Raw genomic sequence first — 14987 nt, forward strand, 5'->3', positions numbered from 1 at the left:
TGGTCAGGCGACGAAGCCAAGGCGCGCCGCGGCCATCGCACCGGTCTGGCCGGGCATGGTGTTGGCAAGGCGCTGACGCTCGAGAGCGGTCGTCAGGTTCATTTCGCGGCGGGCGAAGAGGCGGGCAAAAAGCTTCATGATCATCTCCAATCGGTTGCTCAGACGGGTCGCCTTCGCTTGATGGAGTGGGGCAGCTCGTTTGCTGGTGGTCATATAGGCTTGAGTGAGCAGAAACTAAATCGCAAAAGCGAAGCGCTTGATATGAAATGCGACACCAAATGCGACAAATTTGGGCAAGCTGCTCGGAATTTATGATTGTTTACAAGGCATTAATTTGAAATGGAGCCGCTATGCGGCTTGCTCATATGCGCCATGCGTTGGTGACATGGCTCCAAAATTCATTTGAATGCAAATAAAGTGCAGAGGGCTGACGGGGAATAGAGAAGGCCTGCCGGGCTGGATGCGCGCGGCAGGCCGTCAGCATTTGATACACACGGTTTACTTCGCTCCAGCCCAGGATCCAGCGCCGTTGCGAATGCCGGTCTTGGTGTCGGAAGCTTCAGGCCAGCCGATATCCTTCTGCAGTTCGATAGGCAGGGAGCGGATGGCGCGCTCGGTCTGGTAGCGGGCGCGGGCTGCGCTGAATTCAGTCGCGATGCGACCGAGGGACGACAGGATAGACATTTCATTCTCCTTTGGTGGCGGGCCAGAAACATTCCGGCCTTTGATGTTTGGGGCCCTACACGCGGCGTGTTTCAACCCCATTTCAAGTCGATTGCAGGTCTGCGACGTGGTCGTCTCGTGGCTGCTTGTGGCAGCAACCTCAACCGATGGAGTTGACTATCCTCCTTATCCGGTGTTCAATCAAACGAAATGGAATGATGTTTTGTATCAGAAAAATTGAAGGCTGGTTCCCCATGAACGCCCCGCTCAATCATCCGCTGCCGCTGCTCGATCTTGACGTTTTGCGCACTTTCGTGGCGATTGCCGAGACCGGCAGCTTCACCACCGCCGCCAATGCCGTCTTCCGCACGCCGTCCGCGGTCTCCATGCAGATCAAGAAGCTGGAGGACATCCTGGGCCGCTCGGTGTTCGCGCGCGACGCCCGTTCCGTGTCGCTGACCACGGATGGCGAGATGCTGCTCGGCTATGCCCGGCGCCTGCTGTCGATCAACCGCGAGGTGGTGTCGAAGTTCATCATTCCCGAGATTGTCGGCGTGGTGCGGCTCGGTTCACCGGATGATTATGGCGAGCGCGTGCTGCCGCATGTGCTGAAGCGCTTCGCGCAGTCGCACCCCGCGATCGCCGTCGACGTCACCATCGACCAGAGCAGCAATCTGCGCCGCCGCATGGACGACCGCGCGCTCGACATCACGCTTCTGACCAATTCCTACAAGACCAGCGCGCTCGGCGCCGAAGTGCTTTTGACCGAGCCGATCGTCTGGGCTGGCGCCAAGGGGGGTTGCGCGCATCTGCGCGAGCCGCTGCCGGTGTCGCTGTGGGAGGAAGGTTGCGCCTGGCGGGCCGGCGCGCTCGATGCGCTGGGACGCGAGGGCCGCAATTACCGCGTCGCCTATATGAGCGCGCATACGGCAGGCCAGCGTGCCGCCATCATGGCCGACCTCGCGGTCGCGCCACTGCCACGATCGTTCCTCGGCAACGACATGGTCGAGCTCTGCCCGAAGGATGGCATGCCCGATATCGGCACCTACAATCTGGCCATGGTGGTGGCGCCGGACGCCAGCGCGCCGGTCAAGGCGGTGGCCGACCATATCCGCGCGACCTTCGAAGTTTTCAGGGAAACCGGCAAGTTCTGATCCGCCGGCGGATAGAAAGCAGGAGCGCTACTCCGCCGCCACGGCGGAGGGCGCTTCGAACCTTGTGCTTCTGTCTTGCCTGACCGGCGAGGGGCTCTCATTGAGAAACGCCGCGATGTGCTGACGCGCGCGCCGCGATTCCGGCATGTCGATCAGCGGCCAGACGTGGAACATGCCCTGCTCGTGGATGACATCGACCTCGACCCCGGCGGCACGCGCCTTTTCGGCGAAGATCAGATTGTCCGGGGTCAGAAGATCGCGCGAGCCGGTCAGTATCAGCGTTTTCGGCAGTACCGAGAGATCGCCATAGACCGGGCTGATGTGCCAGTCGCTGCGGTCGATGCCTGCACTGTACATCCGGATCGCCTCGAGGCCGCCCGGAATCCCGAGCCAGGGGTCGTTCCGCTCTGCCTCGAACAGCTTTGGGTTGGAAAGCGACATATCGAGGCCGGGTGAGATCAGCACATGGCGCGACGGCAGGGACAAGCCTTCTTCGGCTACCATCATGGTTAGCACCACGGCCATGTTGCCGCCGGCGGAATCGCCCATGAAGATGATGTCTTGCGCCTCCGTCTCGTCGAGCATCTGGCGATAGACATCGCCGACCATGCCGAACATGGCATGGAAATCGTGCTCGGGCGCGATGGGATAGATCGGCACGGTGATGCCGTAGCCCAGCCGGTCGGCCATGTCGGCGATCAGATGCCAGTGATAGGGCGTAATCTCAAACACATAGGCGCCGCCATGCAGGTAGAGGATCCGCTTCTGCTCGCCGGCTCTTGGGGCAATTTCGTAGACGGGGAAGCCGTCGACGGCGCGCGTCTCGATGTCGAAACGCTGCTGCAGCGAGGCCGGCGGATGGTGATCCTCGGTCTTGCGCGCGGCCGCGATCCAGCGCTGCAGGTTTTCCGGGCTGGAAAAGGCCTTTTTGCGGCTGTACCTGAGCACGAAGGACACGACGTGGCTTTTCAAACTTGGCATACGGATACACGAATTCCGGCGGCAGCCGACTAAGAGAATTCCCCCTCTCTTGCGAAGATCGTACCTCGGCCGAAAATGTCAAGATTTACGCAGTGCCACAAGGCCGTTTGTTCCAACGCCACCGCGTTCAGCGGCGCGGCAAAAGTGCGGCGCACAGCCGGTTGCCGGTTGCCGCCGGGGATGTCCGAGATCCCCGGCGTCTGCCGAGCAATTTGCATTTGTCGGCGAAGGTCATCAGCGCCCCGTGCCCAGAAGCAGCGACATGAGCGCGGCCTGCGGATCACTGGACGGCGAGGCCGGCCAGCCGATGTCCTTCTGGACATGCGCCGGAAGGCTGTTCAGCGCGCGGATCGCCTTGTTCCTGGCATGGGTCTTCCTGATGGTCGCACCGAAGCGGCCAAGATTTTCGAACATCGGCATTTTTCATCTCCCTTGAACAACGGCGAGCCGGGATTATCCCTGGAGCGCCGTTCTATGCCGGGGTAAATGCATCACGCATGTATCGGCCGGATTTCACGAAAACGCCGTTTCGGTTTCCGGATCGGGCGATCCGGAAACATTTGCATGCAAATGAGTTTGAGGTTTGAAGCGGCCGCTGAAAGTCGCGCTTACTCGCGGCCGCGCCTTGCCGCGTGGCCTTCGCGCGAGCGCCGGCGCGGGGCGGCGTCGCCGGCGACACCGTCTTCGCTGACCGTCTTGCGCGGCGGCAGTTTCACCGCCGCCGACAGTTTCGGGAACGGATCCACCTTGTTGGGCAGCGCCATGGCGTAGACGAAATGCTCCTGGAATTTCGATTCCAGCGCGGTCTCGATCTTCTCGATCTGGCTCACCGTCTCCTCGATCTCGCGGCGATAGCCGCGGTTCAAGAGTGCCATGCGCGCGCCGGCGCCGGCGGCGTTGCCGACGGCCGAAACCTTGTCGAGGTCGCAGTCGGGGATCAGGCCCAGCACCATGGCGTATTTCGGATCGATGAACGAGCCGAAAGCGCCAGCAAAATGGATGCGGTCGACATGCTCGGTGTTCTGCTTTTCCATCAAAAGCTTGGTGCCGGCATAAAGCGCTGCCTTGGCCAGCTGGATGGCGCGCACGTCGGTCTGGGTAATGGTGATCTTGGGCTCACCTTCCTTCAGCACATAGGAGAAGGTGCGGCCGTTGGCGACGACACGCGGCGAACGCGCGGCGAGCGATCCGTCGACGACGCCATCTTCGGAAATGATGCCGGCAAGATACATCTCGGCCACGATCTCGATGATGCCGGAGCCGCAGATGCCGGTGACGCCGGTCGCCTGCACGCTGTCGAGGAAACCGGGCTCGTCGGACCAGAGTTCCGAGCCGATGACGCGGTATTTCGGCTCCAGCGTGTCAGGATCGATGCGCACGCGCTCGATGGCGCCCGGCGCCGCGCGCTGGCCGCCGGAGATTTCGGCGCCTTCAAAGGCCGGGCCGGTTGGCGAGGAGGCGGCAACAACCCGCGCACGATTGCCAAGCACGATCTCGGCGTTGGTGCCGACGTCGACGATCAGCATCATCTCGTCCTGGCGATGCGGGCCTTCCGACAGCGTGACCGCCGCCGCGTCGGCGCCGACATGGCCGGCGATGCAGGGCAGCATATAGAGGCGAGCTCCCTGGTTGAGCTTGAGCCCGATGTCGGAGGCCTTGATGCGCACCGCGCCCGAGACGGCGAGCGCGAAGGGGGCACCGCCGAGTTCGGTCGGGTCGATGCCGAGGAACAGATGGTGCATGATCGGATTGCCGACGAAGACGGAATCCAGGATGTCGTTGCGCTGGACATTGCCTTCCGCGCACACCTTGTCGACAAGGCTGGAGATCGCCTCGCGCACGGCGACCGTCATGCCCTCGCGGCCATCCGGGTTCATCATCACATAGGAGACGCGGCTCATCAGATCCTCGCCGAAGCGGATCTGCGGGTTCGAGGTGCCGGAGGAGGCAGCGACGCGGCCCGACAGCAGCGACACCAGATGCATGGCGATGGTGGTCGAGCCGATATCGCAGGCCAGCCCATAGGCCTCGTTCTTGAGGCCAGGCCACAGCGCGATGACCCGCGCGATGTCGCTGTCGGCATCCTTGTGGATGGCGGCGGTGGCAGCCCAGTTGCCCTTGCGCAATATGCCCTGCACCTGCGGCAGCAGGTAGAAATCGAATTCGAGGTTTTTGAAGCCCCAATCCTTCATCAGCGCGATCTTGAGCCGATCGAGGTCGCCCAGCGGCTTGTGCATGTCGGGTTCTTCGATTTCGACGTAGCACATGCGGATAGCCGTATCGCGGGCGATCACCCTGGTGTCGGCATCCTTGCGGATGGTCTGCGCATTGATGACGGTATCCTGCGGCACGTCGATGACGAGGTCGCCGAGGATTTGCGCCGAGCAGGAGAGGCGGCGCCGTTCAGGCAGGCCGCGCACGCGCTCGTAGCGCTCTTCCTTGGGGCCCTTGGGCGATATGTGGTCGTTGGAGGAGACGATCTTGTGCTTGGCGAAATTGCCTTCCTGCACTTCGATCTGGCAGCGCCCGCACGTGGCGCGGCCGCCGCAGACGCTCTCGACATAGACGCCGAGCTGGCGCGCGGCATCGAGCACCGGCGTGCCGACAGGAAACCGCCCGCGCTTGCCCGACGGCATGAACAGCACGAGTGGATCGGTGATATTGGCAGGCGAGTTCATGCGTTCACGTGTCTCGATACGAATTGTCGATACCGTTTAACGGATCGTTTCAGTCTTGGGCGGAGTGTCTGATGGTCCAGAGGCCAATCATGTCCGATCTCCTGCTGTCCGGCATATTCACCGCTTTTACCATGGTGCGGTTGCTCAAGGGGCCATGGCTGCGCAATCCGCAATATCTGGCGACCGGAATTCTCGGCGCGATCGTCGCGGTACTGGTGCTGCACGGGTTCTGGCCTGCCTATGACGATGATTTCATCATAGGCGGCGTGACCGGCATATTCGGATCGTGGGCAGGAATGGCGCTGTTCGACGTCGTATTGGGCATGGCCTGAACGCAAGGCAGAGCCGTCCGACCGCATCGATGATGCGATCGGTCCAGCCTGGTTTGCGGTTTTGGTCACGATTGCGCGCTTATCCCCGGCCCATGCGGGCTTCACGGCCGCCACGGCGGCGCCCGCCAGCGGCAGCGCCATCGCCAGGCGCGTTGACCTGCGTCGCGGCTGCAACCGCATGGCCGCCCTCGGCCGGCTTGTAGTCCTTGTAGGTGCGGATCCAGTTGGTGCAGTTCTCGTCGGTGCCGTTCAGCACGTTGGCGCCGCGCACGGCTTCCATTTCCTGCGGCCGCACCGGGTTCATGATCGCCGAGGTCATGCCGGCGCCGATCACCATCGGGATGAAGGCGGCGTTGATGCCGTGGCGGTGCGGCAGGCCGAACGAGATGTTTGACAGGCCGCAGGTGGTGTTGACCTTGAGTTCCTCGCGCAGGCGGCGCAGCAGCGCGAACACCTGGCGGCCGGCATCGCCCAGCGCGCCGATCGGCATGACCAGCGGGTCGACGACGACGTCATGCGCGGGAATGCCGAAATCGGCGCAGCGCTCGACGATCTTCTTGGCGACGGCGAAGCGTACGTCCGGATCCATCGAAATGCCGGTCTCGTCGTTGGAGATGGCGACGACCGGCACGTTGTATTTCTTGACCAGGGGCAGGATGGCCTCGAGCTTTTCTTCCTCACCGGTGACGGAGTTGACCAGCGGGCGGCCCTTGGCGACCTTGAGCGCCGCCTCGATGGCGGCGGTGACGGATGAGTCGATCGACAGCGGCAGGTCTACGAGACCCTGAACGATCTCCAGCGTCTGGACCAAAAGGCCAGGCTCGGTTTCGTTGGGGTTGACCGAGGTGACACCGGCATTGACGTCGAGCATGGTGGCACCGCAGGCGGCCTGTTCCAGCGCGTCCTTGATGACGGTCTCGAAATTGCCAACCACCATTTCGGCGGCAAGCTTCTTGCGGCCGGTCGGGTTGATGCGCTCGCCAATCACGCAGAAGGGCTGGTCGAAGCCGATGATGATTTCTCGTGTCGCCGAGGCGACGATGGTCCGGGTCATGAAATCTCTCCGTCGTGATATAAAGAGTTCTTTATATCGTTATCTCTTGTCGATCAAGCGAATGGTCGCTCTCCGCGCGGATCAATGCGCGGTCTTCACCATGTCCACCTGGGTTTCGGTAATCTCGTCGTGCAGGATGTGATCGAGCCGGTCGGCAACCATCTGGTCGTCGCGACGGATTTCGCGCTTCCAGGGCTGGCGGCCCTTGAGCACGCCCGATTCATCGACGATCTCGGCGACATATTCTTCCTGGCGGTAGGCCATCACATGGATGCCCGAGACGCCGGGGATTTCCTTCACCTCGTTGATGATGTCGGTGCAGAGCTGCTTGCCTTCCTTCTTCTGGTCCTGCGCGCCCTCCAGCCGCTTGATGACGGCATCCGGGATGTGGATGCCCGGCACGTTGGAACGGATCCACTTGGCCGTCTTTGCCGAGGCGAGCGGGCCGACGCCGCACAGGACGAAGACCTTCTCCGTATGCCCCAGGTCCCGCGCCTTCTGCATGAAGGTCTTGAACATCGGCACGTCGAAACAATACTGCGTCTGCACGAACTGCGCGCCGGCGGCGATCTTCTTGCCAAGATGGATCGGGCGGAAGTCGAAGGGCGGCGCGAACGGATTGACGGCGGCGCCCAGGAAGACCTGCGGCGGCGTGGTCAGCTTGCGGCCGGACAGGAACTTGCCGTTGTCGCGCATGATGCGGACGGTTTCGAGCAGCGACATGGAATCGAGGTCGAACACCGGCTTGGCACCGGGCTGATCGCCGGCCTGCACGCCGTCGCCGGTCAGGCACAGCATGTTGGCGACCCCCATCGCCGCGCCGCCCAGCACGTCGCCCTGGATGGCGATGCGGTTCTTGTCACGGCAGGCGATCTGCATGATCGGGGCATAACCCATGCGGGTCAGCAGCGCGCATATGCCGACCGAGGACATGTGGCAATTGGCGCCGGATGCATCGACGGCGTTGATGGCGTCGACCCAGCCATCGAAGATCTTGGCCCTGTTGTAGACGTCTTCCGGGTCGGCGCTGTCGGGCGGATTGAGCTCCGTGGTCACTGCGAACTCGCCGCGACGCAACACGCGTTCCAGCCGGCCGCGCGAGGAGTGGCCGGGCAGGGGGTCGAGCGGCAGATGAATGCCGGCCGGGTTCTCGTCGCGCTGACGGGGGGTCATGCGGCGGCTCCGGTCTTTGGCGCGGCCGCGGCTTCACGGGCTGCCGCCGCCTGCGCGGTCACCCGCAGCCAGGCGGACGTCTCACGCAACGATTGATCGACCGGCTTCTGTACCGTCAGGATCTTGTCGGAGTTGACCATGTTCTGCGAACCTTCCCAGGCCTTGACCCAGACGCAGGGCATATTCGGCTCGACTTCGCAATTGCCGTTGGCGCGCACGCCGCCACAGGGGCCGTTGCGCAACTGCTTGGGGCAATTCATCGGGCATGACATGCCGGTCGACGACAGGATGCACTGGCCGCACATGCGGCAGTCGAACATGAAACCCTTGACGCGTTTTTCGACGAACTTGATTGGGGCCTCGACGCGTCCGTAGCCGAGGCCTTTCCAGAGCGGATGCAAAAGCAGGAAGGCATCGGCGAACCTGCTGTAGAACCATTCGAGCAGGCGCGAATGCCGGATCGACCACAACCTGACCGCAAAGGAGCGTTGCACGCGCCGCTGCGGCGACACGTCGGCTGGTTTGTAGTCGGATTTCGGCGCTGCCTTCTTGACCAGGGTGGCCTGGGTAACCGCCGGCTGTTGCTCAGACATTTTCTTTGCCGCCCGCCTTGACCAGAGCGACGAGCCGCTCACGGTCATATTTCGTGTCGAGGTCCTGGAAAGCCTTTTCGACTTCGGCTTCGAGATCGTCGCCGACAGGAACCGGGTCCGCCTTGCGCCATTCGGCCAGGTAGTCGTCGGTGCCGCCGGCGCCGGTGCGCATGGCGCACATATCGATGGCCTCGGTGAAGCGCAGCGGCAGCTCGCGCTTGGCATTCTGCCGGCCCCTCTTGACGATGACCTGGGCAGGGATGTCGCGCCAGTAGACGACGATAAGATCGGCCATGAATTCTCGCTCCTCGATGTCAGAGCATTGCCGCAAGCGCAATGGACCCGCTTGTTATGGGACGACGCGCGCGCATTCAAAAGCGACGCATTTCAATGTCGTAAAATGAAAGGCGTGTTTATTCGATTTCGACATGTGCCGGCGAAGAGCCCGCCAACCTGGAAATACTGCCGCGGACGGAGGACGCGCTACCAGATGCCGGTTCGGATTCCTGTCCAGACATAGAACCAGATGGTCGGGTGGTACCACTGTTTGGAAGGCAGGCCGGGATCGATCGTCGTGAGGTTCCCGGCAAGCGCATCGCGGATGGCCTCGACGCAGATGTCGCGCGAGAACGCCGTCTGGCGCAGCGCGTGGCTGGAAATCGTATCGCCTTTTTTCGACTTGCCGCGCGCCTGTTTCAGGACGCCGCCAGTGTCGACGCCGGCGTCGACCAGATGGACGGTCGTGCCGAAATTCTGCGGGTCGCCTGACGTCAGCGCCCAATAGCCGCCATTCATGCCGCGATATTTCGGTGTGATGCCGGCATGATAGTTGAGCACCGGGCAAGGCATCTTGCTCAGCATCTCCTTCGAGATCAGCCGGCACCCGTTGAGCAGCACGACACCAGGCTGGATCTTCTGGATCGCCTGCAAGCACTCCGGCCCGTTGGCCGAGGCCACCTGGATGATTTCCTGGCCGGGCCGCGGCTCGACCTCGAGCTTCTCCTCGGCGATCAAACGCGCCGCGTGAGCGATCAGGAACCGTTTGCCCAACCGGCTCAGCACCATCGTGCCAAGCTGGCCGATAGCCGAGACCCAGCCCTGGCGACGGGCCCGGCCAAGCAGCAATTGCTTCTTGGATTCAGGGGTTTCGAGGACGACGCTGACAGGGCCGACGCGATCGGCGATGGCGTTGATCATGGCCCATACATGTTGGCCGCCGCCGGTGACGACCACGATCGGTTTCGGATTGGATTCCGACGCTGCCATTGATCTTGCCATGCTCCAAGGGACCGGCTTAGACGGCGGACCTTAGGGCAGGCGGGTTAATCCTTGGTGTGCCGGGAACCTTCGATTGGGGCAAGGGACTCCGTCAACGCTTGAACTCGATGATATCGAGCTTCGATTCGTAATACGGGGCGGGAAGCTCGATGCGCCATTCGCCGGCGCCGGTGCGGAAGGCATAGCCGACCTGATCGGTCTGTGCACCGCTGCCATAGGGTTTTGCCCGGTCGTCGTTGACGGAGCCGGAGCCGAGATAGATCGCACGCTTCTCGCCATCGTCGAAGAAGCGGCCCTGGGTTCGCTGCGAGCCGGTGATTTTCGCCAGCCGCCAGCCGGAGCCATCGTCGGTCACCTTGCACTTGAACCAGCCATAGATGACGAGCGGGCTCAAACCGCCGGCCTTGATCGTGCGGCACTTCCAGGTGCCGGTCAGGTCCTTGTCGGAGAACGACACCAGCGGCTTGGCCAGCAAGGCATCGAGCTGTTTGACATCGGCCGCGTTACCCGCCTTCGCCTCGGCGAGTGCTGCCTTGCGCGTCTCTGCATATTTATCGAGGCGGGTCTTGTCGGCAGGCGTGATCAGCTTCTGCACCTGGCCGTCGGCAAGGGCGGGCAAGGTGCAACAGAGCAGGCCGATGGCGGCGAAAAGGGGACGAAGGATCATCTGGAACTCCCTGAGTCTCTAAAAATGGCTGTCGAAAAAATGGCAGTTAATGTCTGCAGCGGCGCAACTGCCGACCGATGCCTGAGTTTACTGGGTCGCCCGCGCCTGTCATCCGTGCTTAACAGCGTCACCGTCAAAAATCATGGTGTGACGCATGCGAATCTTGCTCACGGGATCATCGGGTTGGCTGGGCAGCGCACTGGCGCCGCGCCTGCGCGCGCTCGGCCATGAGGTGATCGGGCTGGACCCGGCTCCATCTGTTGAAACACAGGTGATCGGCTCGATCGCCGATCGGGATCTGATCATGCGGGCGGTGGGCGATAATCGTATCGAAGCCATCATTCACAGCGGCGCGCTGCACAAGCCCAATATAGAGAGCCGCACCAACAGCGATTTCGTCGCCACAAATGTGCAGGGCACACTGAACCTGCTCGACGCGGCGGTGGCGAGCGGCGTGCAGCGCTTCGTCTTCACCTCGACGACTTCACTGATGATATCGCAGGCGATACGCGACGGCTTCAAGGGCGGCGCCCGCAAGGCCGCCTGGCTGACGGAGGCGATGTCGCCCGAGCCGCGCAACATCTATGGCGTCACCAAGCTTTCGGCCGAACATCTGTGCCGCCTCTATCATCTTCGGCACGGCCTGCCGGTGGTCGTCCTGCGCACGGCGCGCTTCTTTCCCGAAGCCGACGACATGGCGCATGCGATCGAACAATCGGACGCCAACACCAAGGCCAACGAATTGCTGTTCCGGCGGTTGACCGTGGAGGATGCGGCCGAGGCTCATGTCCTTGCGTTGGAGAAGGCGCCGCAGCTCGGCTTCGATGTTTTCATCGTCTGTGCGCCGACACCGTTCCAGCCCGGCGACTGCGATGCGCTGATCGGGGATGCGCCGTCGGTTGTCGGGCGCTATTTCCCGGACTTTCCCGCCCTCTATGCGAAGAAAGGCTGGACGATGTTTTCCTCCATCGACCGGGTCTATGACGCGTCGCGGGCAAGGGACAGGCTGGGCTTCGTCTGCAAGACGAGTTTTATCGATGTGCTGGCGCAGTTACGGGCGGAAGAAGGAGCTTCCTAGCCGTTTTCACGCGTTGGCGGCGACCCGCGCCAGCTCGGGCGTCAGGTCGCCATAGCCGGTCGAACGCCGCTCATAGGCGAGGCCAAGCAGGGCTGCGGCCTTTTCCGCGACCTTGTCGAGCTCGGGATCATCGGTCTGCGCGAGGTAGATCAGCTTCTCATAGTTGCCGAAATAGTCCTTGATCAGTTCCGGGTGCTTGTCGAGACCGAGCGGCTTCATGAAGAAGGCATCGAACTGGCGGCAGAGAAAATCCGTCATGTAGAAGGACATCATGTCGTCGTCGGCGACCTTCGCATAGGCGTCCATGCCTTGATAGAAGGCGAAGCAGTGCGGGCCGGCCATGCGCTCGACGCCATGTTTCTCGATGACGCGGTCAAGCAGGCCACCAGTGCCGCAATCGGCATAGCCGACGAAGATGTGCTCATAGCCTTCCGCCTTGGCCTTCCCGATCGCCTTGTCCATGGCGGGCGCGATGCGGTCGGGATAGAAATGAAACTCCGCCGGCAAACAGGTCAGGTCAAGGTGATCCAGCCCGAGCCGTTCCTTGACGGCCAATACCTCGCGCGCAATCATCCCGCAGGCGATGACCAGCAGCCTGTCCGCTTCATTCGCTTGTGTTTTTTGAACCTTGGCCATGATCTGAGCTGAAACGGCTTTCGTTGCCGGCAATCATATCCTCATCTGGTAACAAAAAAGCCGCGCTGCAAGGCGCGGCTCTTTCTGTCTGTCCATCCTGATGCCTCGGATCAGGCCGACGCGCGCACGTTATGCTTGCGCTTCATGAAGTCCTTGGCGGTCTCGACCGCCACCGCGGCGTCGCGGCAATAGGCATCGGCGCCGACGGCCTTGCCGAACTCCTCGTTGAGCGGCGCGCCGCCGACGAGGACGACGTAATCGTCGCGTATGCCCTTTTCCTTCATAGTGTCGATGACGACCTTCATGTACGGCATGGTCGTGGTGAGCAGCGCCGACATGCCGATGATGTCGGGCTGATGCTGCTCGATGGCATCGAGATATTTCTCGACCGCGTTGTTGATGCCGAGGTCGATGACGTCGAAGCCAGCACCCTCCATCATCATGCCGACCAGGTTCTTGCCGATGTCGTGGATGTCGCCCTTGACGGTGCCGATCACCATCTTGCCCTGCTTGGGCGCGCCGGTGGCGGCGAGCAGCGGCCGCAGGATGTGCATGCCGGCTTTCATGGCGTTGGCCGAGAGCAGCACTTCGGGAACGAAAAGAATGCCGTCGCGAAAGTCCTCGCCGACGATGCGCATGCCTTCGACCAGCGCTTCGGTTAGCACCTTGTAGGGGACCCAGCCGCGCTCGAGCAGGATGTTGGTGCCTTCCTCGATCTCTTCCTTCAACCCGTCATAAAGGTCGTCGTGCATCTGCTGCACCAACTCGTCGTCGGAAAGTTCAGAAAGGATGATCTCGTCGTCGGACATTTTAATCCAGCTCCTCACGGCATCGCGACTGTGTCGCAAGGCACAAAATATTGGCGTTCATACCTAACCCGCAACGGGCGGCTATCCATAGCTGATTTGCGACTTCCCGCAAAAGGAAAGCGACTGGAAAATCTATTGGTTTTCTTGTCGATTTTGCGACAGGCGTTGGCGCGGACGGGCCGTTTCGAATAGGGTGCATGGCTACGATCCGGGCGAAAGCCGCGCCATGCGGCCGCAACGGTTACGGACCGGCCGGATTCAGGCCGGCCATATTCAGGGAAGAGCGATCATGAGCGAACACGCGGCAGTCGACCAGGAAGCGTCAAACGCGCGGCGTGGGCGCGGTGCCAGCGGCGGAGCGGCGGCCAGGCGCGCGGCGCGCTCCGGCGGCGGACCGGGCACCCAGCTGACCTACATCAAGCGCAAGATCAACGTCTATGAGGTGCTCGATGAGGAAGGCCTGGCGCTGATCGAGAAGAACACCGACACGGTGCTCGAAGAGATCGGCATCATCTTCCGCGATGACGCCGAAGCGCTGCAGCTGTGGAAAGAGGCTGGCGCCGATGTCAAGGGCGAGCGCGTGCATTTCCCGAAGGGTCTTTGCCGTTCGCTGCTGAAGACGGCGCCGTCCGTCTATACCCAGCATGCCCGCAATTCCGAGCGCTCGGTGCAGATCGGCGGCAACGCCACGGTTTTCGCGCCGGTCTATGGCCCGCCCTTCGTGCGCGATCTCGACGGCGTCAGGCGCTATGCGACGATCGAGGATTTCCGGAATTTCGTGAAGCTCGCCTATATGGCGCCTTCGATCCACCATTCCGGCGGCACGGTGTGCGAGCCTGTCGACGTGCCGGTCAACAAGCGCCATCTCGACATGATCTATTCGCACATAAAATATTCGGACAAGCCGTTCATGGGCTCGGTGACCGCGCCTGAACGCGCCGAAGACACCGTCGCCATGGCCAAGCTCGTCTTCGGCGACGATTTCGTCGAAAACAACACGGTGCTGACCAGCCTGATCAACGCCAACTCGCCGATGGTGTTCGACGAGACGATGCTTGGTGCGCTGAAGGTCTATTCGCGCCACAATCAGGCCTGCATCGTCACACCGTTCATCCTCGCCGGCGCGATGAGCCCGGTAACGGTCGCCGGCACGCTGACGCAGGTCCTGGCCGAGGTGCTGGCCGGCGCATCGTTCACGCAGCTGATCCGTCCCGGGGCGCCCGTGCTGTTCGGCACTTTTGCCTCGTCGATCTCGATGCAGTCGGGCGCGCCGACCTTCGGCACGCCGGAACCATCGCTGGTTTCCTATGGCGCGGCGCAGCTCGCACGTCGCCTCGGCCTGCCGTTCCGCACAGGGGGATCGCTGTGCGCGTCCAAGGTTCCGGATGCGCAGGCGGCCTATGAAAGCGCCAATACGCTGAACTCGACCATTCTTGCCGGCACCAACTTTGTCCTCCACTCGGCCGGCTGGCTCGAGGGCGGGTTGGCCTCCTGCTATGAAAAATTCATGATGGATATCGACCAGCTCGGCATGCAGCAGAAATTCTCCGAAGGCGTCGACCTGTCGGAAAACGGCCAGGCGATGGACGCGATCCGCCAAGTCGGCCCTGGCAGCCACTATCTCGGCTGCGACCACACCCAGGCCAATTTCCAGACCGCCTTCTACCGCTCCAACATCGCCGACAACAATTCCTACGAACAGTGGCTGGCCGAAGGCGAGAAGACCGCGCCGCAGCGCGCCAACGATCTCGCCCGCCGCTGGCTGGAGAGCTATGAGGCGCCGCATCTCGATCCGTCGATCGACGAGGCCCTGAAGGACTTCATCGCCAGGAAGAAGGGGTCGATGCCCGACGCCTTCACCTGAAAGGAGCCCGAGTCAGGCGGGGCTAAA

Annotated in this window: 17 protein-coding genes; 4 read left to right on the plus strand and 13 right to left on the minus strand. The window is 62.3% G+C overall.

Features of this window, described 5'->3' with window-relative positions:
- Nucleotides 1-3 precede the first annotated feature (3 nt).
- Together EB233_RS32165 and EB233_RS16975 are read right to left on the minus strand one after the other, a co-directional pair.
- Nucleotides 4-138, minus strand: a complete 135-nt coding sequence (locus EB233_RS32165; protein ID WP_013894968.1) for a hypothetical protein — start codon at nt 136-138, stop codon at nt 4-6.
- Between the two features lie 360 nt (nt 139-498).
- On the minus strand, nt 499-684 hold the full coding sequence (locus EB233_RS16975; RefSeq protein ID WP_027043895.1) for a hypothetical protein: 186 nt from the start codon (nt 682-684) through the stop codon (nt 499-501).
- A gap of 233 nt (nt 685-917) precedes the next feature.
- Between EB233_RS16975 and EB233_RS16980 the strand changes: the two genes are divergently transcribed.
- Nucleotides 918-1817, plus strand: a complete 900-nt coding sequence (locus tag EB233_RS16980) for a LysR substrate-binding domain-containing protein (RefSeq protein ID WP_027051331.1) — start codon at nt 918-920, stop codon at nt 1815-1817.
- Between the two features lie 27 nt (nt 1818-1844).
- Here the strand turns inward: EB233_RS16980 and EB233_RS16985 are convergent, their stop codons facing one another.
- The 3 genes from EB233_RS16985 to EB233_RS16995 form a co-directional block, all read right to left on the minus strand.
- Nucleotides 1845-2798 carry an alpha/beta hydrolase gene (locus EB233_RS16985; RefSeq protein ID WP_064988341.1) on the minus strand — a complete coding sequence of 318 codons (954 nt, stop codon included), beginning with the start codon at nt 2796-2798 and terminating at the stop codon, nt 1845-1847.
- A gap of 234 nt (nt 2799-3032) precedes the next feature.
- Nucleotides 3033-3218 (minus strand): hypothetical protein, encoded by a 186-nt coding sequence (locus EB233_RS16990; RefSeq protein WP_027051334.1) that lies wholly within the window; start codon nt 3216-3218, stop codon nt 3033-3035.
- A 188-nt stretch (nt 3219-3406) separates the two neighbouring features.
- Nucleotides 3407-5476: an ASKHA domain-containing protein gene (locus EB233_RS16995; protein ID WP_064988342.1), complete on the minus strand. Its 2070-nt coding sequence runs from the start codon at nt 5474-5476 to the stop codon at nt 3407-3409.
- A gap of 71 nt (nt 5477-5547) precedes the next feature.
- On the opposite strand from EB233_RS16995, the gene EB233_RS17000 reads away from it, so the two are divergent.
- Nucleotides 5548-5808, plus strand: a complete 261-nt coding sequence (locus EB233_RS17000; protein WP_064988343.1) for a hypothetical protein — start codon at nt 5548-5550, stop codon at nt 5806-5808.
- A 79-nt stretch (nt 5809-5887) separates the two neighbouring features.
- On the opposite strand, the gene EB233_RS17005 is transcribed toward EB233_RS17000, so the two are convergent.
- From EB233_RS17005 to EB233_RS17030, 6 genes are all read right to left on the minus strand, one after another.
- On the minus strand, nt 5888-6862 hold the full coding sequence (locus EB233_RS17005) for a methyltetrahydrofolate cobalamin methyltransferase (RefSeq protein ID WP_027051337.1): 975 nt from the start codon (nt 6860-6862) through the stop codon (nt 5888-5890).
- Nucleotides 6863-6943: 81 nt separating this feature from the next.
- Nucleotides 6944-8035, minus strand: a complete 1092-nt coding sequence (locus EB233_RS17010; protein WP_064988344.1) for a methylenetetrahydrofolate reductase — start codon at nt 8033-8035, stop codon at nt 6944-6946.
- Nucleotides 8032-8628 (minus strand): methylenetetrahydrofolate reductase C-terminal domain-containing protein, encoded by a 597-nt coding sequence (locus EB233_RS17015; RefSeq protein ID WP_064988345.1) that lies wholly within the window; start codon nt 8626-8628, stop codon nt 8032-8034. The genes EB233_RS17010 and EB233_RS17015 overlap by 4 nt, the downstream gene beginning before the upstream one ends.
- Nucleotides 8621-8923, minus strand: coding sequence for a virulence factor (locus EB233_RS17020; RefSeq protein WP_064988346.1), 303 nt, complete (start codon nt 8921-8923; stop codon nt 8621-8623). Before EB233_RS17020 ends, EB233_RS17015 begins: the two co-directional genes overlap by 8 nt.
- 188 nt (nt 8924-9111) lie before the next feature.
- Nucleotides 9112-9894: a formyl transferase gene (locus EB233_RS17025; RefSeq protein ID WP_064988347.1), complete on the minus strand. Its 783-nt coding sequence runs from the start codon at nt 9892-9894 to the stop codon at nt 9112-9114.
- Between the two features lie 103 nt (nt 9895-9997).
- Nucleotides 9998-10573 (minus strand): DUF4893 domain-containing protein, encoded by a 576-nt coding sequence (locus EB233_RS17030; protein WP_064988348.1) that lies wholly within the window; start codon nt 10571-10573, stop codon nt 9998-10000.
- A 154-nt stretch (nt 10574-10727) separates the two neighbouring features.
- Between EB233_RS17030 and EB233_RS17035 the strand changes: the two genes are divergently transcribed.
- Nucleotides 10728-11651 (plus strand): NAD-dependent epimerase/dehydratase family protein, encoded by a 924-nt coding sequence (locus tag EB233_RS17035; RefSeq protein WP_064988349.1) that lies wholly within the window; start codon nt 10728-10730, stop codon nt 11649-11651.
- Between the two features lie 6 nt (nt 11652-11657).
- Here the strand turns inward: EB233_RS17035 and EB233_RS17040 are convergent, their stop codons facing one another.
- Both EB233_RS17040 and EB233_RS17045 read right to left on the minus strand, forming a co-directional pair.
- Entirely contained in the window at nt 11658-12287 is a 630-nt protein-coding gene (locus tag EB233_RS17040; protein WP_064988350.1) for a DUF1638 domain-containing protein, read from the minus strand.
- Nucleotides 12288-12397: 110 nt separating this feature from the next.
- Nucleotides 12398-13096: a corrinoid protein gene (locus tag EB233_RS17045; RefSeq protein ID WP_027051345.1), complete on the minus strand. Its 699-nt coding sequence runs from the start codon at nt 13094-13096 to the stop codon at nt 12398-12400.
- A 289-nt stretch (nt 13097-13385) separates the two neighbouring features.
- On the opposite strand from EB233_RS17045, the gene EB233_RS17050 reads away from it, so the two are divergent.
- Nucleotides 13386-14960 (plus strand): trimethylamine methyltransferase family protein, encoded by a 1575-nt coding sequence (locus EB233_RS17050; protein WP_064988351.1) that lies wholly within the window; start codon nt 13386-13388, stop codon nt 14958-14960.
- Nucleotides 14961-14987 lie beyond the last annotated feature (27 nt).

The organism is Mesorhizobium erdmanii (assembly GCF_013170725.1).
Lineage (GTDB): Bacteria > Pseudomonadota > Alphaproteobacteria > Rhizobiales > Rhizobiaceae > Mesorhizobium > Mesorhizobium erdmanii.